Below are 24,963 nucleotides of genomic sequence, written 5' to 3' on the forward strand. Positions count from 1 at the left end.
GTTTTGTTGTGCAAGGCAATTGCTCCGCGAGAGGTTGCACCCTAGGGCAATCTGATAATGACCGGGCGTTCGCAAACATTACCAGCAGATAGCCGAACCGAGATCGCGATAGTTGGCGGCGGTCTTGCTGGCGGACTGATCGCACTTGCCCTGCGGCGGCGGCATCCGGAAATGCAAATTACCTTGATTGAAGCCGGTGAAACGCTGGGCGGGAACCACCGGTGGAGCTGGTTCGACAGCGATCTCGACGATGCTGGCACTGATCTTATGTCGCCATTCCGCAAGGCCGAGTGGGACGGATATGAAGTTCGCTTTCCTGCATATCGCCGCAAGCTGAACTCGATCTACCGATCTTTAACATCGAGCGATTTCGACGCTGCGTTGCGCCGTGAAATGGGCAATCAAACGATCCTGACTAACCGCCCGGTCGCAGCGCTCGACGGCAAGGGCGTCACGCTCGAAAACGGGCAACGTATTTCCGCACGGACGGTTATCGATTGTCGCAGCTCAAAACCGGGTGAGCAATTCACTGGCGGTTGGCAAATTTTCATGGGTCGCCGCACCCGAACCCACAAACCGCACGGTGTCGAACGCCCGATCATCATGGATGCAACGGTCGAGCAACTCGCGCCCTATAAGGAAGCTGGTGCGTACCGGTTCGTCTATGTTCTACCGCTCGGCGTGAATGAGCTATTTGTCGAAGATACATACTACGCCGACGAGCCTGTGCTCGACCGTAGCGCCTTGTCCAGCCGCCTCGACAAATATTGCGCGAAGCATGGTTGGGACGGCGACATCTTGGGCGGCGAGTCGGGCATTCTCCCTGTCATTACCGGCGGCGATTTCCGCGCCTATCAGGCCGATCAAGAGATTGAAGGTGTCAGCATTGCGGGCGCACGCGGCGGCTTTGTCCATCCGCTGAGTAGCTACACACTGCCATTCGCCGTCGAGACAGCACTCGCGATTGCTGAAGACGCTTTGCTTCCCGGCGAGCAATTGGCTGCTTTGCTGGAAACGCGCGCGCGCCGCCATTGGAAGCGCACCAAATTCTACCGTAAGCTCGGCTCAATGCTGTTCGGCGCCGCGGAACCCGCCAAGCGGTACAAGATATTCGAGCATTTCTACCGCCTGTCTGAATCGCTGGTGGAGAGGTTCTACGCAGGAAATTCACGCCTTGGGGACAAAGCACGCGTCCTTATTGGCAAGCCGCCCGTATCTGTCTTCAGAGCCATCGCGGCTCTGACCGGCAAAGGCGCACCATTGGCTGCGCATAAGGAGAAGAATTAGATGAGCGGCACCACCGTCACAAGTACCGATCCAGGCACCAAGTCGCCCGAATTGGATATTGAATCCGGGCCTAAAGGCGCAGTCGCGCAGACTGCCCGAAACACGGGTAAAACCGCCTGTGTCGTAGGCTCCGGCTTTGGCGGTATGGCGCTCGCCATCCGTCTGCAATCGGCAGGCATTCAGACGACTGTGATCGAAGCGCGCGACAAGCCGGGTGGCCGCGCGTATTTCTGGGAGAAGGACGGTTTTACTTTCGACGGCGGACCAACCGTCATAACCGATCCGCCCTGCCTGGAAGAATTGTGGGAACTGACCGGCCACGACATGAAGGAAGATGTCGAGCTGATGAAGGTCCATCCCTTCTACCGGCTCAACTGGCCTGATGGACACAATTTCGATTATTCCAATGTCGAAGCCGAACTAAACGCAGAGATAGCCAAGCTCGATCCCGAAGATGTCGAAGGATATCGCCGTTTCCTCGAATATTCGGCTGGTGTTTATGAAGAAGGCTACGTCAAGCTCGGTACTATCCCGTTCCTTGACTTCAAGAGCATGCTCAAAGCCGCCCCTGCGCTCGTCAAAAAGCAGGCATGGCGCAGCGTCTATTCGATGATTTCCAGCTTTGTGAAGAGCGAGAAATTGCGTGAGGCGCTGAGCTTCCACACGCTGTTAGTGGGCGGAAACCCGTTCAAAACAAGCGCGATTTACACTCTGATCCACAAGCTGGAAAAAGACGGCGGTGTCTGGTGGACGCGCGGCGGCACCAACCGGTTGATCGCAGGAATGATCCGCCATTTCGAACGGCTCGGCGGGACAATGATGGTCGGCGATCCGGTGGTTCAGGTCCACACGATTGGCAACAAAGCGACCGAAGTTGAGACCAAGAGCGGCTTCAAACAACGCTTCGATGCGGTGGCCAGCAATGCCGATATCATGCATTCCTATCGCGACCTGCTGTCAGACAGCAAACGCGGGAAAGACAATACCAAGAAGCTGGCGCGCAAAAGCTACAGCCCCGGCCTGTTCGTGGTGCATTTCGGACTGGAAGGCACTTGGCCCGGCATCCCGCATCACATGATCCTGTTCGGCCCGCGCTATAAAGGCCTGCTCGATGATATTTACGATCACGGCGTGCTGCCGCAGGATTTCAGCATCTATCTGCACCACCCGACGGTCACCGATCCGAGCATGGCCCCCAAAGGCAAGAGCACATTCTACGCGCTGGTTCCGGTCGCCCATATGGGCAAACTCGCGGTCGATTGGGACGAGATCGGCCCGATTTTGGAAAAGCGCATTCTCGACGAAGTCGGTCGCCGGCTGATCCCCGACATCCATGACCGGATCGTGACCAAATTCCACTATGCGCCGAAGGATTTCGAGCAGGATCTGAACGCGCATTTGGGCAGTGCATTCAGCCTCGAGCCCGTCCTGTGGCAAAGCGCCTATTTGCGCGGCCACAACCGCGACGATGTGATCGACAATTTCTACCTGACCGGCGCTGGCACACATCCCGGCGCGGGTATTCCCGGCGTGGTCGGCAGTGCTAAGGCGACCGCCGGATTGATGATCGAGGATTTAAAGGGATGAGATTTCTAACGTACCCTATCCTTCTTGCAGCAACGATGACTCTGCCAATATCAGTGCAAGCCGAAACGGCGCTCCCTGTACCCGCCGGATATGCGGTAATCGAAGGCACGAATAACAGCTTCTATCTAAAGACCGACAGCATTCGCAGCAACACCACAGGCGGAGGACGGATCACAACAGCGGCAATTTTATCATTCGCGAAAATTGATGGCGACAAAGATATTTACGCGCTCGGCGATTTCCTTGCGAAGTGTGATGAGAAAGAACTGATGCGCACGAAAGTGCTATATGTTTCGGCGGATGAAAAACTATTGGGCCGGGATGACAAAGCTATTGTCGTGCAGGTCGCCGAGGGTTCATCCGACGCCGCCATTCATGCACGCCTCTGCTCAGACTGGGACCAATATGACTAGCATCTTGGAAAGTACGCAATGAAACGAATCGCTGTCTATTGCGGCTCCGCCACACCCGAAGATCCGCGTTATATGGAACTTGCCCACCATGTCGGTGAGACACTAGCGCAGCGCGGCATCGGCGTCGTCTATGGCGGCGGGCGGCTTGGCCTGATGGGATCGGTTGCCTCAGGCGCCCTGGATGCAGGCGGCGAGGTTATCGGTGTAATTCCCGAGGCGCTCGCAGGAAGCGAAGTCGCCAACACGGATTGTACAGAACTCCACACCGTCCCCGGAATGCATGAACGCAAGAAGGCATTCACCGATCTGTCCGATGGTTTCATCACCATCCCCGGCGGCGTCGGGACAATGGACGAATTGTGGGAAGCGATGAGCTGGGCGCAGCTGGGTTATCACAGCGATCCGGTGGGCCTGCTCAACGCATTCGGTTTCTTCGACGATCTGATTTCATTCAATGCGAAGATGGCCGAAGTTGGCTTTGTCAGGCCTGCGCACCAGAATATCCTGATCGCGGCGGACACGATGGACGCACTGCTCGACAAAATGGCCAGCTACGTCCCGCACACGCCGATCTTCAAAATGAAGGCGGATGATTTGTGACCACAGAGCGTCCGCTCGCGCCGTCGCGGTTTATGCGTGACACGCCCAATCAGGCAGGTGGCGGACGCAATCGGGCGGCGCTGGTGGCCAAGGCCCGTGCATCCATCGAAGAAGGATCCAAGAGCTTCGCCGCCGCCTCCATGCTGTTCGACAAGCGCACACGCGAGCGGGTGTGGCTGCTCTACGCATGGTGCCGCCGCTGCGACGATATTGCCGATGCGCAGGACATGGGTGGTGAGCTGGGTGACCAATCCAATCCCGAAGACCGGCTTAAATCGATCCGCGTCCTTACCGACCGCGCCTTTGAAGGGCTGCCGACCGCCGATGTCGCATTCGATGCGTTCGGGCTGGTCGCGAAGGAATGCGGGTTGACCCGCGAAATGGCCGATGATGTGATCGCCGGATTCGCTCTCGATGCCAAGGACTGGCGGCCGCGCGGCGAAGGAGATTTGCTGCAATATTGCTATCACGTCGCCGGAGCCGTCGGAGTGATGATGGCCGTGGTGATGGGCATCGCGCCCGATGATGAAGACACGCTGGATCGGGCTTGCGATCTGGGTCTCGCATTCCAGCTTGCCAATATCGCGCGCGATATCACCGAAGATGATGCGGCTGACCGCTGCTATCTGCCTGTCGAGTGGCTGGTCGAGGAGGATATCGAGCCCGGCCAACATACAAAGCCGCACCACCGGCAAGAACTCGCCGATATGGCGGCCAAGCTGGTCACGCTAATGGAAGGCCATTCCCAGGCCTCCAAATTGGGCGCAGCTAAGCTGCCGTTTCACAGCCGCTGGGCGATCCTGTCCGCCGCGCGCATCTATACCGCGATCGGGCATGAGGTCCGGCGGCTAGGCCCTGCGGCGTGGGATCACCGGGTCTATATTTCTAAAGCCGCAAAGCTGCGCCATGTGTCGGCTGCATTCATTGAGGCACTGGCAAACAATCCGCGCCAACCCGACGAAATGCCGCGCTGGTCTCGCAGAGAGTTAGCAGCAAGCACGACCTAACCAACCGTTCGCATCGAGCGTAGTCGAGATGCCTCGCTTTATGTGTCTCGACTACGCTCGACACGAACGGAGAGTGGTTCTAATCCTGCCAGCATGATCAAAAAGCTCCTCATCGCCAATCGCGGCGAGATTGCCTGCCGCATCATCCGCACAGCCCGCGAAATGGGCGTAGCGACCGTTGCGGTCTATTCGGATGCCGACGCCAAAGCCCTGCACACTCGCTCGGCTGACGAGGCCGTGCATATCGGCCCCAGCCCCGCCGCCGAGAGCTATCTGATTGGCGAGAAGATTATCGCTGCGGCCAAGCAAACCGGCGCCGAGGCGATCCATCCGGGATACGGCTTCCTGTCGGAGAATGCCGACTTCGCAGAGGCGGTGCAGAAGGCCGGTCTGATCTGGGTCGGTCCCAACCCTGACAGTATCCGTTCAATGGGTCTGAAAGACTCAGCTAAGGCGCTGATGCAGGAAGCGGGCGTTCCCGTGACACCCGGCTATCTGGGGGAAGATCAATCGGTAGAGCGTCTCAAGAAAGAGGCCGATGCAATTGGTTTTCCCGTCCTGATAAAGGCCGTTGCAGGTGGCGGCGGCAAAGGAATGCGAAAAGTCGATGCTGCGCAGCATTTTGAGGCCGATCTGGAATCTTGCCGGCGCGAAGCCAAAGCCAGTTTCGGCAATGATGATGTGCTGCTGGAAAAATGGATTACCTCGCCGCGCCATATCGAAGTACAGATCTTCGGCGATAGCCACGGCAATGTCGTGCACCTGTTTGAACGCGATTGCTCGCTGCAAAGACGCCACCAGAAAGTCATCGAAGAAGCCCCCGCACCAGGCATGGATGCTGCAACGCGGGAAGAAATATGCTGCGCAGCAATTCGTGCAGCAAAAGCGGTCGATTATGTCGGTGCAGGCACGATTGAATTTATCGCAGACGCCAGCGAAGGCCTACGCGCGGACCGCATTTTCTTCATGGAAATGAACACGCGGCTTCAGGTGGAGCATCCGGTGACTGAAGAGATCACGGGAGTGGATTTGGTGGAATGGCAATTGCGTGTTGCGAGCGGTGAGGAAATACTGCTGAAGCAAGAGGATTTGGCGATTAACGGGCATGCGATTGAGGCCCGGCTCTATGCGGAGGATCCGGCAACCGGGTTTTTGCCGAGTACTGGGCGAATTGCCCGCTGGCATATGCCCGAAGACTACGTTCGCGTCGATACTGGCTATGAAGCCGGTTTGGCCGTGGAACCGTTTTACGACCCGATGATCGCGAAGGTCATAGTTCATTCCGACACCCGGTCGAACGCCATCGTCTTGATGAAAGACCGCCTTGAAGGTCTGGCCGTTTGGCCGGTGAAGACGAATGCCGCGTTCCTCTATCGCGCGGTCGATCATCGGGCTTTCGAAGCGGCCGAACTGACTACCGGATTTGTCGAGCAGTACGAAGATGATCTGATCCCGCAGGACGCTCCATCCAAAACAGCCTTAGCCACAGCAGCAAAACATTTAGCAGATGAGTTCGCACCAGCGGATGCAAATGCCGTTCTTGGATTCAGACTGAATGCAGAAGCGAACCGATCTGTCCGGCTCATTGTCAATGGCGAAGCGATCGAAACGCCCATAGCTACGGATTGGCCGGACGGAGTTTTCTCGTCGTCTGCCGAACCTGCTGTGGCGTTGGTAACAGAGAAAGCGCAAACTTTCGCAATTGGACTGGATCATCCGCATGGGCTTGGAACTGCCTCCGCCGCAGACGGCGCAATCCTCTCCCCCATGCCGGGTAAGGTTATCGCAGTTGATGTGGCCGAAGGTGACAGCGTCACCGCCGGACAGCGCCTTATGGTGCTCGAGGCGATGAAGATGGAGCATGCGCTGACCGCTCCGTTTGACGGGGTTGTGACGGAACTGGATGCCAGCGTCGGCGCGCAGGTTCAGGTTGAAGCTGTGCTGGCGGTGGTGGAGCCAGCGGCAGACAGCTAACCCGTCCGTTTGTGTCAAGCGAAGTCGAGACACGTTGACGCCTCTGTCACATAGGTTCTCGACTTCGCCCGAACCGAACGGCAAAGGTATTTCATGACCTGGCAAAAAGAACTCGAAGAACTCCGTCAGCGCGAGCAACTCGCCGAGCAAATGGGCGGCGAGGAGAAAGTTTCGCGCCAACATGCTCGCGGCAAAATGGATGCGCGAGCCAGGCTGGCGGCGCTATGCGACGAAGGCTCCTTCCGCGAAATCGGCAAGATCGCGGGTAAGGGTTCGTATGATGCAGAGGGCAATCTCGAGGGCGTGCTGCCAGCACCTTTCCTGTTCGGCAAAGCCACTGTCCATGGCCGCCCGGTCGTCGCTACGGCAGATGATTTTACCATTCGCGGCGGCGCGGCGGATGCGGGGATCAAGCGCAAAATGGTTCAAGCCGAGCGTATGGCGCATGAGCTGAAACTACCGATCATTCGCATGATCGACGGCACTGGCGGCGGCGGTTCGGTCAAAACGCTCGAACAGATTGGCGCGACCTATATTCCCGCTGTCCCTGGCTGGAGCGATGTGGTGACCAATCTGGATACGGTGCCGGTTGTCGCGCTGGCTCTGGGCCCAACCGCAGGCCTCGGCGCGGCACGGATCGTCGCCAGTCATTATTCGATTATGGTGCGCGGACTGTCGCAAATCTTCGCAGCCGGGCCGGCCGTGGTCGACGGACTGGGCGCAAGCTACAAAAGCGCGGATGATCACCAACAAGCCAAGGAAGATCTAGGCGGCAGCGACATCCATACCCGCAACGGCGTGGTCGATGATGAAGTCGCCAGCGAAGCCGAAGCCTTTGTCCGCGCGCGCCATTTCCTCAGCTTCATGCCCGAATATGCCGGACAGCCTGCGCGCCGCGCAGAATGCACCGATCCGGTCGACCGCCGTGAGGAAGAACTACTCAACCTCGTCCCGCGCGATCCCAAGCAGGTCTATTCAATGCGCCGCGGTATGGACATGCTGTTCGATCAGGGAACTGTGTTCGAGATTGGCAAGAATTGGGGTCGTGCAGCGATCACGGCCTTGGCGCGGCTAGATGGCTGGCCGGTCATGGTCGTCGCGAGCGATCCCAGTTTCCTCGGCGGATCATGGGAAGCCAAGACCAGCGAGAAGGTTGAGCGCTTCGTGAAGCTCGCGGACCAGTTCCGCCTGCCGATTGTCCATCTGGTCGACAATCCCGGCTTCATGATCGGGCGGGAGGCGGAAATGGCGGGCACAATCCGCTATGGCGTTCAAGCGATGAACGCGATCTACAAAGCGACCGTGCCGCTCGCGAGTATAGTGATGCGGCGTGCCTACGGGATCGCAGGCAGCGCAATGAGCAATGCGGATCGTCATCAATATCGCTATTGCTGGCCGAGCGGCGATTGGGGCTCGCTGCCCATCGCAGGCGGGCTAGAGGTGGCGTACAAGTCCGAGATCGCCGCTGCCGATGATCCAGCTGCCGAGCTTGAAAAGATCAAAGCACGGCTCGACAAAGTCACATCGCCCTTCCGCAGCGCAGAGCTCTTCAATGTCGAGGATATTATCGACCCGCGCGATACCCGGCCTTTGCTGTGCGAATTTGCCGATCTGGCGTGGCGGAAACTCGAAACCGACAGCTAATCAGTCGACGGCACTCTGCGCCCGAACAATTTTCCGCGCTCGCTAAACAGGACGAACGCCAGCGCCACCAATGCGCAGCACAGCATCGACACGGCTAGTGGCTTTGCTGTGCCGTCATAGAGCGATCCGATCAGCGCACCCAAAACCGCGCCGGTGCTCATGCGCAGTGCGGTTTGCGCCGAACTCGCTGAACCGGCGATATGGTAGAAGGGCTGCATCGCAATCGAACTGAAATTCGCGCCGATAAAGCCAAGTGACGCCATCGACAGGCTCATCAGGATGATGAATTGGTATAGCGGCTGCTGAGGCTGGCTGGCGCTCCACAGCTGCGCGACGCTGACCGCGATAAACGCCAGCAAAGCGGCGTGCCCAACCCTGCGCGCGCCGAAGCGCTCGACTATCCGCGAATTGGTGAAATTGGCCGCTACCATGCCGACAACAGCACCACCAAAAATGAGATAGAAGTTCTCGCCCTGATCGAATGTTTCGCTGATCAATTGCTGCGAGGAATTGAGGAAGCCGAATAGCGATCCGAACACCAATGCGCTGCCCACGACGTATCCGATTGCCCCGCGATTGGTCATCGCGGTACCCATATTGCGCAGGATCGGCAGCAGATTGATCTCTTGCCGGTTCTCGTCGGTCAGCGATTCCGGCAACCGCATCCAAGTCCAAAGTCCAACGGCCAGGCCCATCACCGCCATCGCGCCGAAAATCGCGCGCCACCCGGCTAGGACCATAATGCCTTGTCCCACTGCTGGGGCGAGGATCGGGACGAGCAGGAAAATCATCATGATCAGGCTCATCAATCGCGCCATCCGGTCGCCACCAACATGATCGCGAACAATCGCAGCGGGGACTACGCTCAGCCCGGCACAGGCAAAACCTTGGATAAGCCGAAACGCCAGCAACATCGTGTAATCGGTCGCCAAAGCACAGGCGATGGATAGCGCTATGTAAGCGATCAGCGAAACGGCCAGCACCGGTCGCCGGCCATAGCGATCGGCAAACGCCCCGGGTAACAAAGCACCGGCACCCGCACCCAAGAAATAGGCACCAATGACAAATTGGCGCTCGTTTCCGCCTGCGCCCATTTCGCTCGCCATTTGGCCAAGCGCAGGCAGCATTGCATCAATGCCAAAGGCTTGCAGGCTCATCAGCAAAGCCATCAGCACTATCATCTCGCGCTCGCCCAATGCGGGTTTGGATTGATGTGCCTGAGTAGCCATGCGCGCTCCATTGCGCGGTTGTGCGGTGAATTGCCAGTGGGTTTTTAATGAAAACTGTGTGCCGCGCAGTTCCTCTTTCGTTCCAGAAAGTGTATTTGAGGCAGATGAGCAATGGTGAGGACCAAGGTAGCGACACCGAAGATGAAGGTGGTCTGCGCAAGATCATCCATGTTGATATGGATGCGTTCTTCGCCAGCGTAGAGCAGCGCGACGATCCGGAATTGCGCGGTAAGCCCGTTGCCGTCGGCGGTTCTGGCGGGCGCGGCGTGGTGGCCGCAGCCAGCTATGAAGCACGCAAATTCGGCGTGCGGTCGGCGATGCCATCGGTCACTGCAAAACGCCTATGTCCTGATCTGATCTTCGTGCGGCACCGTTTCGATGCGTACAAAGAAGCCTCTGCTACAATCCGCGAGATATTCCGGTACTTCACGCCGCATGTCGAACCGCTGAGCCTCGACGAAGCCTATCTCGATGTGACCGACGACATTCACGGGATCGGCAGCGCTACTCGTATCGCACAGCTCATTCGTGAGAGGATCAAGGAGCAGACGAACCTCACTGCCAGCGCAGGCGTTAGCTACAACAAGTTTATCGCCAAGCTGGCGAGCGACCAGAACAAGCCGGACGGGATGTGCGTCATCAAACCGGGCGAAGGCGCGCAGTTTGTAGCATCGCTGCCGGTTCGCCGGTTTCACGGCGTGGGCCCTAAAGGTGCAGAGAAGATGGCCAAGCTCGGGATCGAAACCGGCGCTGATCTGGCAGCGAAGGATATTGAATTCCTGCGCGCAAATTTCGGCAGCATGGGCGATTATCTCTACCGTGCTGCGCGAGGGATCGACCTGCGTCCGGTACGCGCCAATCGCATTCGTAAATCGCTTGGCGGAGAGCGGACTTATAGCGAGGATATCTCCAGCGGTGCCGCGCTGCGCGAAGCGATGGACAATATCATCGACATCGTCTGGGAGCGGATCGAGCGCGCCGAGGCGAAGGGCCGGACGATCACGCTCAAGCTCAAATACAACGACTTTACCTCGCTGACGCGCGCAAAGTCGCTGACGGAGAATGTTGCCGATAAGCTGGAGTTTGCCCGGATCGGTCATGAGTTGCTGGAAGAGTTGCTGCCCCTCCCCATGCCCATCCGATTGATGGGACTAACACTCTCAAATCTGGAAGGCGACAGCGACAAGGACGAGCGCAAACCCGATACGGCGCAATTATCGCTTCTGTGACATCTCGCGGTAAAGCTCCAAACGGCGCAAGGTCGTCTTGGTCAGCGGCTCGGGAAGCGAATGCATCGGGAAAAAGCGCGCCTCGACCACTTCGCGCATGTCAGCCCGCGGATTTCCGGACACTTTGGCCGCAAAAACATGCACCGCATTGTCTGCACCATGAAGTGTTTCCCGCTGGACACCCAGCAAGGTCAGCGAATGGGCTTCGCAACCGGTTTCCTCTAGCAGCTCTCGACTAGCGGCGAGCGCAGGATCCTCGCCCTTTTTCACTCCACCTGTCGGAATGTTCCATCCGCCAGATCCATAGCTCATCCGGATGAGGAGCAATTGATCGTTGAGGTCGGTCGCAATCACCGCTGCGCCTTCGACGGTCGGCTTGGTCAAGCGCCACCACAAACTGCGCGCGCTATGGGCTTGCCTATAGAACTGGCGGTGGAGTGGAGCCGGAATCAGATGAAGTATCAGGCGAAGCATGTGACCGGCTGGGTTGCTGCGCCAAGTACCCGCGCAATCGGCAGATCATGTTCGCCGCGCGTCGCGGCATCAAATACGGCGCGTTTGTCATCACCGCGAATGACGAATGCCAAGGCGCCGCTATTGAGCAGTGCTGGAATCGTCAGCGTAATCCGGTCGAATGGTGCCTCTGGCGGCAACGGATCGGGGGTCAGGCGGCGCATCTGCTGCGGATCACACACTTGCGGATCGGTATTAGGGAATAGGGACGCAATATGCCCATCCGCGCCCATACCGAGCCACACCAACGCGAAATGTGGCGGTTGTGCGTCTTTCCGGAGTGCAATGACTTTCGCGCCAGCCGGTTCGAGCAAGGCGCGAATTTTGCCGGTATTACTCGCATCATGATCCTCCGGAACAATCCGGTCATCGCCCGGCCAAACATCGATCCGGCTCCAGTCGAGCGCGCCACCGGTAAGTTCTTCCAAGATTGGAAAGGGTGTAGAGCCGCCCGGAATGCTGATCGCAATGCGGCCATCACGCGCATCCAACGCAGCGGACAGTTGCTCCAACAACCAAGCGGCAATCGCCGAATTATCGGCGTTCTCAACGATGTTTAGATTATCCATCCCGCGCCCATACCAAAAAACCCGCGCCAGCATAGAGCCGCACGGGTTTCAGGGGTGTTGGGTTAGAGGGTTACTTTAGAGTTTGCGTCAGGAACCAAACGCGCTCTTCCGCGGCATCAGTCCAATCATCGAGCAAGCCGTCAGTGGCGTTGTCGCCTGCTTGTTCAGCGAGCGGCTTCATGCCTTTCAAACGCGTGACCATTGCGGAATTATCGTCGCGCAGTTCCTCAACCATTGCCTCTGCCGAGAGCGATGCGTCATCCTGATCCTTCACTTGCGTATGGTGCGCAATTGACCCGATGGAGGTTAGCGTATTCTCGCCCAGCTTGCGCACTCGCTCGCCGATCACATCGATCTGATCGCGGATGGCAATCGCGTGCTCGTCAAACAGCAAGTGCAGGTCACGGAATCGCGGCCCGGCAACATGCCAATGGAAGTTCTTGGTCTTGAAGAACAGCGCCATATGATCCGCCAGCAAACCGTTCAGTTCGCTAACGAGTGCAGCTTTCGAATTATCGCCTGTTTGGGCATCTGTGTTGGCCATGAGAATTTCCCTTAGTGTAGAATGTTCTGCCTACACAACGGGCGATCTTCCATCGGGTTTCTGGATTAGTTGCCATTACTATGATCGAATTATCCGATCAACCAAGCAGGCCGCGCGCCGTAAGCCCGGTTATGATGGCCGCTATCGCTAGGATAATTGCCAATACCACCCGGATCGTCCGCAGCGGCAGCGTCTTCACAAGATCATCCGCCATCGTCCAACCAATCAGGACCGCACCTATTCCGCCCAATGCGCCGCCAACAGCAGCAAACCACGGAATACCCGAACCGGCTGCGAAGGCGAAGATCAAAAAGCGCGACCCATCGCCTACTTGGCGGACGAACAGCACTGAAGCGATCGCCACCAATGAGCGTGTCGGCTCCTTGATAAAACTGCGCTTGTTGGGCCATGCCAGCTCAACCGCCGCCATCATTAGCGCGAATGCCACCAGCATTGTCTTGGCTGCGCTGGGAAGCAGAGCCGCGATATATTGACCCGAGAGCGTCATCAGTACGGCAGTCATCACCGCCACACAGCACCCAATCACCAGCAGTGGAACAGACCGCCCCAATCGCCCGGATATATTCGCCACCAGCAATTGATCGCGGCTACCGAGCGAAGTCACCATCACGGCGACGAGAGTGAAAAGAAACGCTGACATGCGCTTGTATCTACCCCCGCGCCATTCGCAGCGCCAGAACTCGGTTCACTGTGTCGCTAAGCGAGCCAGGGCCCTGTAACGGCCAGCGTCGCTGTGGGGCTATATGCATTAACGAACATCACTTTGCCGTCGGGCGAGAAACACGCACCGGCTGGCTCGGTCTGGATGCGGAGCAGTGCGAGCGGATAGGGCACGCCTTCGGGCGTCAGACCGCGCAGATGGTTGGTAACCGTATCGGTATATTGGTCCTCGCACACAATCAGGTGGCCATTCGACTGGACGCAAACATTGTCGCCATAGTTGAACTGATCCGGATCGGTGCTTTCAAAGAACAGGCTCAACGCGTCCGAGCGTTTATCACGCCCGGGAATCAGCTTGAATATCTGGCCAAGCTTGGCGGCACCGCCGCTGGTCGATGCGAAATAAAGCTCGTTCTCACCCCAGTGAATACCTTCACCACGCGCGATTTTCAGTCCGCCTTGAGCAGCGGCGCGATCACGCAGATCATCTTCCGGCGCCTCGACATTGTCCATATCGATCCAGCGCACTTCGTGCATGTCCCCGGTCTTCATGGTCACGCCATCATGATTGCGGCTGTCGGTTGTGCCATCGACCAATGCCAGCGCTTGCAGCTTGCCACCCTCAGCGAGCTTGCCGGGGACATTCGGGATGAAGCGGTAGAGCATGCTGTCGCCGCGATCTTCAGTCAGATAAGCAATGCCCGTAACCGGATCGATACAGGCAGCTTCGTGATTGAAACGGCCCATGGCTTTCAACGGTTCCGGATTGATCAGCTTACCCGCATCGGCAGGCACTTCAAAAATCCAGCCGTGATCCTTTTCATTGCGCTCGCCCGCGCTGAAAACCGCTTCCTCGCAGGTCAACCAGCTGCCCCAAGGGGTGATCCCGCCTGAGCAGTTACGCACCGTTCCGGCGAGCGAGTAATATTCCTGCTCGACCTCAAGCGTCTTGGCATCAAGCACGATGGTGGTCGTGCCGCCCGGCATCACAGCCTTGCCATCGATCCGATCAAACCCTTCGGGAATGTCTTGCAGATATTGCGGACGCGGCTGCAACTCGTGATTGCGGACCAGAGCCAGCTTGCCATTGCCCAGATCGATACAGCCCATACCATCTGCCGCATCGGGGACTGTCAAACCGTCGCTCATTTTGTCGCCGAGCTTGGAGATGACTTTGTAGGAAAAGCCCTCTGGCAGATCGAACATTCGCGCTGGATCGGGTACCAGATCGCCATAGCCGGTGAAGCTTGGTGTCACGCCCGCTACGCTCGCCACTTTTGACCCGCCGGTTGAACAGCCACTTGCCAGCAATGCAGCGAATGCAGTGCCGGTAGTACCGAGGAACTGACGGCGGCTATTATTGATCGGCGTCTGATTGATCGCTGTTGGCGCAGGAATGTTCTTCATCGAGTCTCTCCGAAATATCGTACCCGATTGCGATAGCACCATGAATCCCTCATGACACTTTCAAAGATAAAATCATTGGGGAAGGTGTTGTATGAAACTCGAAACAGGAATGGCAGCGGTTGTAACGGGCGGAGCCTCAGGGCTGGGTCGAGCCAGTGCACAAGCACTTGCTAATGCGGGACTCAAAGTCGCAATCTTCGACATCAATGACGAGGATGGAGAGGCGCACGCGAAAGCGATTGGCGGCACTTTCCATCACGTCAATATTATGGACGAACAGTCGGTTGTTGACGGTTTCGATGCTGCTCGCACTGCCAATGGTCAGGAACGCGTGACCGTCCATTGCGCGATGGCCAGTAAGCGCGGCAAAACGCTGGGCTGGGACAAGGAAAACCACTGCTACAAACGTTTGCCAACCGAGGATTATGCATTCGGCGCAGAAGGCATTCTGGTGGCGAGTTACCGGATCGCCTCGCACTCGGCGCTGGGCATGGCCAATGCCGAGCCGCTGAATGATGACGGTGAGCGCGGATCGATCACGCTGACCGCATCCGTCGCGGCGCAGGACGGCCAAATCGGGCAGACGATTTATGGCAGTTGCAAATCGGGCGTGAACGGGATGGTCCTGCCCATGGCGCGCGATCTGATGGATATGGGCATCCGCGTAAACTCGGTCATGCCGGGGATCTTCGCGACGCCGCTGATGCTGGGAATGAAGGATCGCAATCCGAAAATGTGGGATCAATTGAACGCTAGCGTCCCCTTCCCCAAACGTTTGGGTGAGCCGGAAGAATTTGCCTCGCTGATCGTCGAGATCGCCAGCAACACTTACATCAATGGCCACCAGTTCCGCTTGGATGGCGCAATCCGGATGCCGCCTCGCTAAGACAGCCAGCCCGCTAGTTAGGAACACACATGGATATCGATTTCGGAAGCAAGCTAGAGGATTTCCGCGCAGAAGTTGGCGCGTTCCTGGACGAAGCCCCTACGCCTGCAATACGTGAGGCAGGCCGCAAGCTAACCAGCGTATTTGCGCCTTTTGAGCAGTGCATGGAATGGCATCAAATCCTGCACAAAAAGGGCTGGGCTGCTCCGTCTTGGCCTAAGGAATATGGCGGCACCGGCTGGTCGGTCGAACAGCGCTATATTTTCGCGGAGGAATACCGGAAACGTGATCTTCCGCCGCTCCTCCCGCAAAGCCTTGGCATGGTCGGCCCGCTGCTGATCGATCTTGGGACCGAGGAGCAGAAAGAGAAATATCTGCCCGGCATTCTGGGCGGCTTGGACTTTTGGGCCCAGGGATATTCCGAACCAAACTCGGGTTCCGACCTGGCCTCGCTCAGCTGCCGCGCCGATGCGGATGGCGATGATTACATCATCAATGGCAGCAAGATTTGGACAACTTACGCGCATCACGCCAACCGGATGTTCATGCTGGTTCGGACCGACAATTCGGGCAAGAAGCAGCAAGGCATCACTTTTCTCCTGCTCGACCGGGTCGATTACGAAGGCATGGAAATTCGCCCGATTGTCGGCCTCGATGGCAGCCCCGAGCAATGCGAAGTATTTTTCGACAATGTTCGCGTTCCGCAATCGGGCCGCGTGGGTGAGGAGAATGACGGCTGGACTGTCGCCAAACATCTACTGAAGCATGAACGCGGCGGCAGCGCCGCGAGCCCAACATTGAAACGTGGATTGGAACGGGTGCGCGAAGCCGCGAAAAGCACGCCAAGCGGATTTGGGTCCATGATGGTCGATGATCCGGTGTTCCAGCGCGATATGGGCGAGTTGGAAGCTGACATCGCTTCATACGAACATTTCGAGAAACTGGCGGTCAGCGGCCACCCGATGGCTAATGATCCGTCGTTCCCGTCGATGAACAAGACGATGAATTCTGAATTGGTCCAGCGCGTGTCGGTGATGATCACTCGCGTCACTGGCACAGAAGCGATCCCGTTCCAGAATGAGGCTTTGCGCGTGGGCGCCAATGTTGAACCGCTTGGAACCGATCTCGATCTGGTTGCCATGCCCTACTACCTCAACAGCCGCGCCACGACGATTTACGCGGGCAGCAACGAGGTCCAGCGTGATCTGATTGCCCGCACTGTCGGAAGGGAGGGATAGCCCCTTGGATTTCACTTTCACCGATGAGCAACAAATGCTGCGCGACAGCGTTTCTGGCTTCCTCACTAAGAATTACGATTTCGATCAGCGCAATGAGATCGTGCGATCAGACACTGGATGGTCACGCGACATTTGGAGGCAGTTTGCCGAGCTGGGACTGCTGGGACTGCCCTTCCCGGAAAACCAAGGCGGCTTCGGCGGTGGAGCGACCGAAACGGTTGCGATTGCCGAACCCTTCGGTGCGCATTTGCTCGCGGAGCCTTACATCGCGTGCATCTCGCTTGGCGGTGCGGCGGTGGCTGCTGCGGGGAATTCTGACTGGCTTGAGAAAGTGATGAACGGTGACGCAATCGCTGCATTCGCTTATGAAGAAGGCCGCGGCACGGCCGATCCGATCCAAGTCACGATGCAGGCTACGCCTACCGATGAGGGCTTCATTTTAACCGGCGAAAAGCGGATGGTTCTTGCAGGCGGCGAAGCAGATATACTGGTCGTGGCCGCAGAACTGGATGACGAACTCGGCCTGTTCTTAGTGGACCCGTCGGCGGATGGTCTCTCGGTCACGTCCTATCCAACAATGGATGGGCGGCGGGCGGCCAACATTCGCTTTGAAGCTGTGCTGGCAAACTCAATCATGGAGAAACCCGGCGAAGCGATCCGGACGCTGCTCGACAACGCGATACTCGCAATCTGTGCGGAGAGCGTCGGCGCGATGGGTGCGCTGATGAAGCAGACTGCCGAATATGCCGGAACGCGAAAGCAGTTTGGTGTTTCGATAGGCAGTTTTCAGGTCGTTGCGCACCGGATGGCTGACATGAAAATCGCTTACAATAAAGCCCGCGCAACGTTGCTCTATTCGGCCGCACTGATCGAAGCAGGCGAAGCTACGCAGAAGGATATTGCAATCCTCAAAGGGCAAACGGGCAAGCTTGGGCGCGAAATCGGCGAGGCCGCGATCCAGACGCATGGCGGCGTTGGTATGACTGACGAGCTAAGCGTCAGTCATTATCACAAGCGGATACTCGCCAATGATGCGTTGCTAGGAAGTTCGGAATATCACCTGCGGAAGGTGGGTACGCTCAGTTAAGATCGGCGCTTAAATCAGATGCACCAGTCGATCTGCTGACCATCGGCAGTTTCGTGTGTCATTTTCACGCGGTTCACGACCATCCGGTCATACAGTCGCCGCACCAGATTGCTGCCGGTCTTCTCGAACATGAACGGGAAGATGCCGTGGAGCACGCATGCGGCGCCCGCAGTAATCATGGGGATGCCGAAGCTCGTCGCGGCGCGGAAGTGCTCCGCATAGGTCTCGCCGACTGATTTCGGATGATCGGTAAAGATGTTCATGTCAGCTCCGGAATTACAGCATTTGGACCGCCAGCAGCGCCAGCAGGAACGCGGTGAGCGTGGTCATAATGACCGGCCCGAATGATCGCAAGCCGTGTGATAGCAGGCCCGCAAGATTGGATTTAATCGCCGCCGCTATAATGGCGAATAGCAACAAGGTGCTGGCCGTCTTATTGCCCGTATCAACGACGATATCGGGCAACGCTACGAAGCTGTTCAGCGCCACCAGCGCTGCAAAGCCGATGATAAACCAGGGCAGACCCTGACGTAGGCTAAACTTGCCACCCTCCTCAGTGCCGCTGCCCAACTTCTGGAGCACCAGTGTCACGATCAGCAGTACCGGAACCAGCAACGTCACGCGCGACAATTTGACGACCGTCGCAACCTCGCCCGCCGCGTCGGAATAGGCAAACCCGCCGCCAATCGATTGCGCCACATCGTGAATCGACGCGCCGATCAGGAAGCCCGCTTGCCTGTCCGACAGGCCAAGGAAGCCGGCAATCGCAGGATAGAAAGTCATCGCGACAGCGCTGGCAATGGTGATGCCAAGAACCACAATCGTAAACTGTGATTGTCCGACTCGCTTTTCACCGATGATGCTCCACAAAGCCAGCGCTGCGGAAATCCCGCAAATCGCGGTCGCTCCGCCGGCGAGCAGCCCGAACAGCATGTCTTGCTTGAACAATCTCGCGATGAACACGCCGACAAGAATGACGGCGGTCATAATCCCGATAAGCATTGCAAAGGGCGCTAGGCCCAGATCGGTGATCTCCGCAAAAGTGATCCGCAAGCCGATCAGGACAATGCCGATCCGAAGCAAAGTCTGAGACGCCAAATCAAGGCCAGCCGAAAGTCGCTTGTCAGCACTGACGAAATTCAGCGCGAGCCCAATCAGCAGCCCCATCAATATCGCCGGCGGACCGTAATGCTCACTGAGCCATAAGGCCGCCAGCGCCGCCACAGCCACCAGAACAATGCCCGGAATATACGACCCGATCGTGCGCTTCGCTGCAGGCTCCGCCAACTGCATTTCGCCGTACAGATCGGCCATGTAAAAAGCATCGCGCCCGGTATTTGGCACTTGGTCACTCCCAAAACGGTAGGGCGGGTGAAGGGAATCAAATCCGCTTCATTGTCTCCCTCATCCTGCCACAGCGATTGCACCGCATTGGGCAGAGGGTCAACCGGCGCAGCCTCATCACAAGAGTCGCTTTCGGTCTCCAAACCCGCTAGGAGACTGCGCAACAAAAGAACAACAGACTTTGCAGGAGATGCGCAATGCGTCAGGTTGATCACTTTATCGTAGATGGGGCAGGAAGCTCCTCTGGCCGTAAGCACCAGATCTGGAACCCTTCAACGGGAGAGGTTCAGGCCGAAGTCGCTTTGGGCGATGCTGCGCTGCTCGACAAAGCAGTTGCAACGGCCAAAGCAGTCCAACCCGCATGGGCCGCGACCAATCCGCAAAAACGCGCTCGCGTGATGTTCAAATTCAAAGAACTGATCGAAGCCAATATGCAGGAACTGGCCGAGCTGCTTTCGAGCGAACACGGCAAAGTGATCGATGATGCGAAAGGCGACGTTCAGCGCGGTCTCGAAGTGATCGAATATGCCTGCGGTATCCCGCAAGTTCTGAAAGGTGAATACACGCTCGGCGCAGGTCCCGGCATCGACGTCTATTCCAGCCGTCAGCCGCTTGGCATTGGCGCGGGCATCACGCCGTTCAACTTCCCCGCGATGATCCCGATGTGGATGTTCGGCATGGCTATCGCAGCGGGCAATGCGTTTATCCTGAAACCATCCGAGCGTGATCCAAGTGTACCGGTTCGTCTCGCGGAATTGTTTGTCGAAGCGGGCGCGCCTGAAGGTCTGTTGCAAGTCGTCCATGGCGACAAGGAAATGGTCGATGCGATTCTCGACCATGCCGATATCGCCGCCGTCAGCTTCGTCGGCTCCTCTGACATCGCGCATTACGTCTACAAACGCGGCGTCGACAACGGCAAGCGCGTTCAAGCCATGGGCGGCGCGAAGAACCACGGCATTGTAATGCCCGACGCTGATCTTGACCAAGTTGTGAACGATCTTGCAGGCGCGGCATTCGGTTCAGCGGGAGAGCGTTGCATGGCGCTGCCTGTGGTTGTGCCGGTCGGCGAAGATACTGCCGAACGCCTCAAGGAGAAGCTGATCCCTGCGATCAATGCCCTACGTGTGGGCGTGTCGAATGATCCCGATGCGCATTATGGCCCAGTTGTAACGCCGGAGCACAAGTCGCGCGTTGAAGAATGGATCACCATCGCCGAACAAGAAGGCGGCGATATCGTGATCGATGGTCGCGGCTTTGAACTGCAAGGCCACGAAAAAGGCTTCTTCATCGGCCCCACCTTGATCGACAATGTAACCCCGCAAATGAAAAGTTATCAGGAAGAGATTTTCGGCCCTGTGCTGCAAATCGTCCGCGCCAATGATTTTGAGGAAGCGGTTAAGCTTCCAAGCGATCACCAATACGGCAATGGCGTCGCGATCTTCACGCGCAATGGCCACGCTGCGCGCGAGTTCGCAAACCGCGTCAATGTCGGCATGGTCGGCATCAATGTACCGATTCCGGTGCCCGTCGCTTATCATAGCTTCGGTGGTTGGAAACGCAGCGGCTTCGGCGATACCGATCAATACGGTACCGAAGGCCTGAAATTCTGGACCAAGGTCAAGAAGATTACCCAGCGCTGGCCTGACGGCGCACCCGATGGCGGCAACGCATTTGTAATTCCGACGATGGGGTGAGAATTGATGCGTGTTCTTCCGGCTATCATCGCGACAACTCTGCTTTCCGCTTGCATGGCACCTGCAACGGACGGCCCTCAAGGCACGGTTCAAGCCGTCACCGGTGGTGAATGTGACGCTGGCAATGCGCAGCCGTTTATCGGCCGAGAAGCGGATATACGGCTGGGAGAAGATATCCTGAAAACAACCGGTGCTAAAACCTTGCGCTGGATTCCACCCAATTCTGCTGTGACGATGGATTATCGCGCGAATCGTGTTTCCGTATCCTATGACGAGGCAGCCATCGTGACTACCGTGGTGTGTGGATAGTGAAACGCATCTTGACCTATCTCGCATTTGCCATCCTCGGCATCGGTATTGGTGGATATTCCGCCCTAGCGATGGCGGGCTTGTTGCCCGGCGATCGCCGTACGGGCGGGCCAATAGAAATCAACAAGTGGTATGGTGATTTCGCGATGGGATCGGAGGATGCCAGCCCCTATTTCCGTGCGCGGATTGCGCGGCATGGTTTGCTCGCATTGGCAAACACCGAAGCCGTCTATTTCACCCGCACAGTAGATGATACCGGGCGGCCCTTTACCGAAGGATGCAGTTACCGGTTGAGCGGCGGCACGATGCCTGCACGTTGGTGGTCGGTGACACTCTATGATGCCGAGAATTTCCTGCCCGACAACGTCGACAATGCGCTCAGTTTTGATGCCAGTCGCGCCGAGGCGCAGAGCAATGAAGATGGCACATGGTCGGCAATTATTTCTGACGAGGAGCCCGGTGAGGAAGGCGGCTGGATATCGAGCAAAGCCAGCGGTAATTTCGATCTGACCTTCCGGCTCTATGTGCCCGATGACGGTGTCCTAGATCGTCCGGAAGAGATGATTGATGCACCTTCTGTCGAGCGGATAGCCTGCGCGGGAGGCGCATCGTGAAGCGTCTTATCGGACCGTTTGCAGCGAGCATCGTACTCGGTCTCGCAGCGCATTTTGCAATCGTGCATTACGCGCCGTCCTTCATCATGGACCGCGCCTATACCATGCTCGGAGAACGCGGCACGGCGGTACACGCATTCAATCTTGCCCCGCAAATGCGCCCTGACACACAAAGCGTGGTGCGCCCATCACCGGATCTAGCCTACTCAGCCTGCCGGTTTGACCTCACGCAAGCGCCCGGTGGTATTCGTGTGGTGATGGCAGCCTATGATGGTTACTCCAGCCTTTCGTTCTTCGACGCGCAGACGAATAATTTCCGGACTATTCGCGGGAATGGCGAGGCGCAAGAAGGTGTCCTCGTTCCGAAATGGGCTACTTCAAGCCAAGAAGGAGCGATCTATTCGCCCTCCGACAAAGGTATAATCCTGATCCGCCGCCTGGCACCGACTGATGAAGATTACGCGCGGGTCGTCGAAGCGGCCAAAGGCGATGTTTGCGAAGCGTTGGGAGAGTAATCTATGAGAGATCGCACCACTTCCGGTTCACCCTTTGAAGAGCAATTCGGCTTCAGTCGCGCAATCCGGGAGGGTAACCGCATCATCGTCGCTGGGACGGGGCCGATTGAAGATGACGGCGGAACCACTCCCGGCGGAGCGGCAGAGCAAGCTGCGCGATGCTGCACTTTGATCGTGAAGGCTATCGAGGCGTTAGGCGGCAACGCAAAAGATGTTGTTCGCACGCGCATGTTTCTGACCGATATCGATCAACAAAGTACGGTGGGCGAAGTCCACGCAAAGTTCTTTGGCGAAGCCCGCCCAGCCGCAACGATGGTTGGCGTGGCGACGCTATGCAGACCCGAATGGCTGGTCGAGATCGAGGCCGAAGCGGTGATTGGTAACGCATGATCTGGCGGACGCTCCTGACCCTTTGGCTGGGCGCTATGCTGGCAGCCTGCAGCGCAACCGCGCAGGATGGCGCCGACCAACCCGCACTGGCCGAAAAGCGCATTGCGCTGACTTTCGATGATATCCCGCGCCATCTCGGTGCGTTCTACGACGATGACGACAAGAGAGCGGCGCACATCATCGAAGCACTCGGTGACACGCAGGCCGCGTTCTTCCTCAACCCGGACAAAAATGATGAACGCCGAGGCGCTGAAGAACGAATCGCGCGCTATGTGGCGGCCGGTCACGTCATCGCCAATCACACCGCCACACATCCGCAACTGCGCGATACCGATACGGCAGACTATCTTGCCGATATCGACGTAGCAGCAGAATGGATGCGAGATCGCGAGGGCTTCCGCCCATGGTTCCGCTTCCCGTTCTTGGACGAAGGCGGCAAGGACAAGATTAAACGCGATGCCATCCGCGCCGGGCTGATCGAACGCGGCCTGACCAATGGCTATGTCACCGTGGATGCATCGGACTGGTTCTACGAGCAGGCGGCAATCGATGCCAAGAAAGCAGGTCGCACAATCAATATGGATGCGCTGGGCGAACTCTATGTCGAGAGCCATATCCAGTCCGCCGAATTTACGCATGGCTTGAGCCTGAAGGCTCTGGGCCGTGCACCCGCACAGGTGATGCTTCTGCATGAAACCGATCTGGCCGCGCTCTACCTAGATGATTTGATCGCGGCGCTGAAAGCCAATGGATGGACTATCGTCACTGCGGATGAAGCTTTTGCTGATCCGATCGCGCAAATTCACACTGATGTCCCCTATGCGCAGGGCACGCTTATCGAGTCCATCGCATGGGAACGCGGGTTGCCCGCACCGCGTTGGTACGAACGCAACGATACGAAAATCGCGAACGAACTTTTCCGCACCCGCGTGCTTGGTCTTGAACCCGCAACGGATGCAACACCCGAATAATTACGCTAACGGACCCTTATGACCAATCAATTCCAACTCAATGAAGACCAGCTTGCGATCCAGGAAATGGCGCAGCGCTTCACCGCCGATAATATCACACCATTCGCCGCCGAATGGGATGAGAAAGCGCATTTCCCGCGCGACGTAATCCAGCAAACCGGGGAACTCGGCTTTGGCGCGATTTATGTGTCCGAAGAAAGCGGCGGGATTGCGCTCGGCCGGCTCGAAGCTGCACTAATTATGGAGGCCATGTCCTATGGCTGCCCCGCAACCAGCGCCTATATCTCGATCCACAATATGGCTGCGTGGATGATCGACCAGTTCGGTTCGGCAGAGCTAAAAGAGAAGTATCTGCCCGATCTCGTCACTATGGACAAAATCGCCAGCTACGCGCTGACAGAGCCGGGCAGCGGCTCCGACGCGGCAGGCTTTAAGACCACCGCGAAGCGGGATGGCGATCACTATGTGCTGAACGGCACCAAGCAGTTCATTTCGGGTAGCGGGTTCAACGACGTATATGTCGTGATGGTCCGTACCGGCGAGCATAAGTCGAAAGGCATTACATGCCTTGTGGTCGACAAAGACACCCCCGGCCTGACTTTCGGTAAGCCCGAAAAGAAGCTTGGCTGGAACGCCAGCCCAACTGCGCAACTGATCTTTGAAGATGCGAAAGTGCCCGTCTCCAACCGCGTTGGCGATGAAGGCGAGGGGTTCCGTTTTGCAATGATGGGACTTGACGGTGGGCGCTTGAACATCGGCGCGTGCTCGCTCGGCGGGGCACAACGATGCTTAGACGAAGCAATTGCCTACACCAAAGAACGCAAGCAGTTCGATACGCCGATTGCCGACTTCCAGAACACGCAATTTATGCTCGCCGATATGGCGACCGAGCTGGAGGCGGCCCGCGCGTTGCTCTATCTCGCCGCTGCAAAAGTCACCGACGGATCACCCGACAAGTCACGCTTCTCTGCAATGGCGAAGAGGCTCGCAACCGATAGCGGTAGCAATGTCGTGAACAATGCACTCCAACTCTTCGGTGGCTACGGTTACCTCCGCGAATATCCAATCGAACGCTTCTGGCGCGATCTGCGCGTTCACTCGATCCTCGAAGGCACCAATCAGGTTATGCGTATGATCGTCGGCAGAGACTTGTTGAGGCAATGATTACGTTGAGCCCCGTTCGTGTCGAGCGAAGTCGAGACACGGGATTGGTAGGGGTTCTCGACTTCGC

The 24,963-nt window shown here is 57.5% G+C and carries 26 protein-coding genes; 18 read left to right on the forward strand and 8 right to left on the reverse strand.

What is annotated here, in order from left to right; all coding sequences use genetic code 11:
* The first annotated feature begins 57 nt into the window (after positions 1-57).
* The 7 genes from crtY to J9777_RS09495 all read left to right on the forward strand — a co-directional run bounded on the left by crtY (position 58) and on the right by J9777_RS09495 (position 8,512).
* Positions 58-1,287: a lycopene beta-cyclase CrtY gene (gene crtY / locus J9777_RS09465; protein WP_209348452.1), complete on the forward strand. Its 1,230-nt coding sequence runs from the start codon at positions 58-60 to the stop codon at positions 1,285-1,287.
* On the forward strand, positions 1,288-2,874 hold the full coding sequence (locus J9777_RS09470) for a phytoene desaturase (RefSeq protein ID WP_209348453.1): 1,587 nt from the start codon (positions 1,288-1,290) through the stop codon (positions 2,872-2,874).
* Positions 2,871-3,287, forward strand: a complete 417-nt coding sequence (locus J9777_RS09475; protein WP_209348454.1) for a hypothetical protein — start codon at positions 2,871-2,873, stop codon at positions 3,285-3,287. The genes J9777_RS09470 and J9777_RS09475 overlap by 4 nt, the downstream gene beginning before the upstream one ends.
* Before the next feature lie 18 nt (positions 3,288-3,305).
* Positions 3,306-3,887, forward strand: a complete 582-nt coding sequence (locus J9777_RS09480) for a TIGR00730 family Rossman fold protein (protein WP_209348455.1) — start codon at positions 3,306-3,308, stop codon at positions 3,885-3,887.
* Positions 3,888-3,919: 32 nt separating this feature from the next.
* Positions 3,920-4,894: a phytoene/squalene synthase family protein gene (locus J9777_RS09485; RefSeq protein ID WP_209348680.1), complete on the forward strand. Its 975-nt coding sequence runs from the start codon at positions 3,920-3,922 to the stop codon at positions 4,892-4,894.
* A gap of 93 nt (positions 4,895-4,987) precedes the next feature.
* The gene (locus J9777_RS09490; protein WP_209348456.1) at positions 4,988-6,868 is read left to right on the forward strand and encodes an acetyl/propionyl/methylcrotonyl-CoA carboxylase subunit alpha; all 1,881 of its coding nucleotides are present in this window, start codon (positions 4,988-4,990) and stop codon (positions 6,866-6,868) included.
* 93 nt (positions 6,869-6,961) lie between these two features.
* The gene (locus J9777_RS09495; protein WP_209348457.1) at positions 6,962-8,512 is read left to right on the forward strand and encodes a carboxyl transferase domain-containing protein; all 1,551 of its coding nucleotides are present in this window, start codon (positions 6,962-6,964) and stop codon (positions 8,510-8,512) included.
* On the opposite strand, the gene J9777_RS09500 is transcribed toward J9777_RS09495, so the two are convergent.
* Positions 8,509-9,741, reverse strand: a complete 1,233-nt coding sequence (locus J9777_RS09500; RefSeq protein ID WP_209348458.1) for a multidrug effflux MFS transporter — start codon at positions 9,739-9,741, stop codon at positions 8,509-8,511. The genes J9777_RS09495 and J9777_RS09500 overlap by 4 nt on opposite strands.
* A gap of 104 nt (positions 9,742-9,845) precedes the next feature.
* Here J9777_RS09500 and dinB point away from each other — a divergent pair, with 104 nt between their 5' ends.
* Positions 9,846-10,970 (forward strand): DNA polymerase IV, encoded by a 1,125-nt coding sequence (gene dinB, locus J9777_RS09505; protein ID WP_209348459.1) that lies wholly within the window; start codon positions 9,846-9,848, stop codon positions 10,968-10,970.
* Here dinB and J9777_RS09510 read toward each other — a convergent pair.
* The 5 genes from J9777_RS09510 to J9777_RS09530 all read right to left on the reverse strand — a co-directional run bounded on the left by J9777_RS09510 (position 10,956) and on the right by J9777_RS09530 (position 14,684).
* The gene (locus J9777_RS09510) at positions 10,956-11,354 is read right to left on the reverse strand and encodes an NUDIX domain-containing protein (protein ID WP_245228561.1); all 399 of its coding nucleotides are present in this window, start codon (positions 11,352-11,354) and stop codon (positions 10,956-10,958) included. The two genes, dinB and J9777_RS09510, sit on opposite strands and share 15 nt — an antisense overlap.
* A 77-nt stretch (positions 11,355-11,431) precedes the next feature.
* The gene (locus J9777_RS09515) at positions 11,432-12,052 is read right to left on the reverse strand and encodes a 6-phosphogluconolactonase (protein WP_209348460.1); all 621 of its coding nucleotides are present in this window, start codon (positions 12,050-12,052) and stop codon (positions 11,432-11,434) included.
* A gap of 70 nt (positions 12,053-12,122) precedes the next feature.
* Complete coding sequence (locus J9777_RS09520; RefSeq protein ID WP_209348461.1) at positions 12,123-12,596, reverse strand: DNA starvation/stationary phase protection protein; 474 nt, start codon at positions 12,594-12,596, stop codon at positions 12,123-12,125.
* A gap of 97 nt (positions 12,597-12,693) precedes the next feature.
* Positions 12,694-13,257 carry a hypothetical protein gene (locus J9777_RS09525; protein WP_209348462.1) on the reverse strand — a complete coding sequence of 188 codons (564 nt, stop codon included), beginning with the start codon at positions 13,255-13,257 and terminating at the stop codon, positions 12,694-12,696.
* Between the two features lie 56 nt (positions 13,258-13,313).
* Positions 13,314-14,684 carry an alkaline phosphatase PhoX gene (locus J9777_RS09530; RefSeq protein WP_209348463.1) on the reverse strand — a complete coding sequence of 457 codons (1,371 nt, stop codon included), beginning with the start codon at positions 14,682-14,684 and terminating at the stop codon, positions 13,314-13,316.
* 91 nt (positions 14,685-14,775) lie between these two features.
* Here J9777_RS09530 and J9777_RS09535 point away from each other — a divergent pair, with 91 nt between their 5' ends.
* Genes J9777_RS09535 through J9777_RS09545 form a run of 3 tightly spaced genes read left to right on the forward strand, consistent with a single transcriptional unit; the run spans position 14,776 to position 17,895 of the window.
* On the forward strand, positions 14,776-15,570 hold the full coding sequence (locus tag J9777_RS09535) for an SDR family oxidoreductase (RefSeq protein ID WP_209348464.1): 795 nt from the start codon (positions 14,776-14,778) through the stop codon (positions 15,568-15,570).
* A 29-nt stretch (positions 15,571-15,599) separates the two neighbouring features.
* Positions 15,600-16,808 (forward strand): acyl-CoA dehydrogenase family protein, encoded by a 1,209-nt coding sequence (locus J9777_RS09540; RefSeq protein WP_209348465.1) that lies wholly within the window; start codon positions 15,600-15,602, stop codon positions 16,806-16,808.
* A 4-nt stretch (positions 16,809-16,812) separates the two neighbouring features.
* Positions 16,813-17,895: an acyl-CoA dehydrogenase family protein gene (locus J9777_RS09545; RefSeq protein WP_209348466.1), complete on the forward strand. Its 1,083-nt coding sequence runs from the start codon at positions 16,813-16,815 to the stop codon at positions 17,893-17,895.
* A gap of 14 nt (positions 17,896-17,909) precedes the next feature.
* Here J9777_RS09545 and J9777_RS09550 read toward each other — a convergent pair whose 3' ends face one another.
* Both J9777_RS09550 and J9777_RS09555 read right to left on the reverse strand, forming a co-directional pair.
* Entirely contained in the window at positions 17,910-18,158 is a 249-nt protein-coding gene (locus J9777_RS09550) for a DUF6356 family protein (RefSeq protein WP_209348467.1), read from the reverse strand.
* A gap of 13 nt (positions 18,159-18,171) precedes the next feature.
* Entirely contained in the window at positions 18,172-19,239 is a 1,068-nt protein-coding gene (locus J9777_RS09555; RefSeq protein WP_348631971.1) for a putative sulfate exporter family transporter, read from the reverse strand.
* A gap of 197 nt (positions 19,240-19,436) precedes the next feature.
* Between J9777_RS09555 and J9777_RS09560 the strand changes: the two genes are divergently transcribed.
* From J9777_RS09560 to J9777_RS09590, 7 genes are read left to right on the forward strand one after another with little or no spacing between them, the layout of a single operon-like run.
* Entirely contained in the window at positions 19,437-20,933 is a 1,497-nt protein-coding gene (locus tag J9777_RS09560) for a CoA-acylating methylmalonate-semialdehyde dehydrogenase (RefSeq protein WP_209348468.1), read from the forward strand.
* Between the two features lie 6 nt (positions 20,934-20,939).
* Positions 20,940-21,242, forward strand: coding sequence for an I78 family peptidase inhibitor (locus J9777_RS09565; RefSeq protein WP_209348469.1), 303 nt, complete (start codon positions 20,940-20,942; stop codon positions 21,240-21,242).
* On the forward strand, positions 21,242-21,856 hold the full coding sequence (locus J9777_RS09570; protein ID WP_209348470.1) for a DUF1214 domain-containing protein: 615 nt from the start codon (positions 21,242-21,244) through the stop codon (positions 21,854-21,856). The genes J9777_RS09565 and J9777_RS09570 overlap by 1 nt, the downstream gene beginning before the upstream one ends.
* Positions 21,853-22,371: a DUF1254 domain-containing protein gene (locus J9777_RS09575; RefSeq protein WP_209348471.1), complete on the forward strand. Its 519-nt coding sequence runs from the start codon at positions 21,853-21,855 to the stop codon at positions 22,369-22,371. Before J9777_RS09570 ends, J9777_RS09575 begins: the two co-directional genes overlap by 4 nt.
* A 3-nt stretch (positions 22,372-22,374) precedes the next feature.
* A complete protein-coding gene (locus J9777_RS09580) occupies positions 22,375-22,761 on the forward strand; it encodes a RidA family protein (RefSeq protein ID WP_209348472.1) in 387 nt (128 codons plus the stop codon).
* Complete coding sequence (locus J9777_RS09585) at positions 22,758-23,732, forward strand: polysaccharide deacetylase family protein (RefSeq protein ID WP_245228562.1); 975 nt, start codon at positions 22,758-22,760, stop codon at positions 23,730-23,732. Before J9777_RS09580 ends, J9777_RS09585 begins: the two co-directional genes overlap by 4 nt.
* 18 nt (positions 23,733-23,750) lie before the next feature.
* Positions 23,751-24,896 carry an acyl-CoA dehydrogenase family protein gene (locus tag J9777_RS09590; protein WP_209348473.1) on the forward strand — a complete coding sequence of 382 codons (1,146 nt, stop codon included), beginning with the start codon at positions 23,751-23,753 and terminating at the stop codon, positions 24,894-24,896.
* Positions 24,897-24,963: the final 67 nt, after the last annotated feature.

The organism is Pontixanthobacter sp. CEM42 (genome assembly GCF_017812015.1).
Lineage (GTDB): Bacteria > Pseudomonadota > Alphaproteobacteria > Sphingomonadales > Sphingomonadaceae > Pontixanthobacter.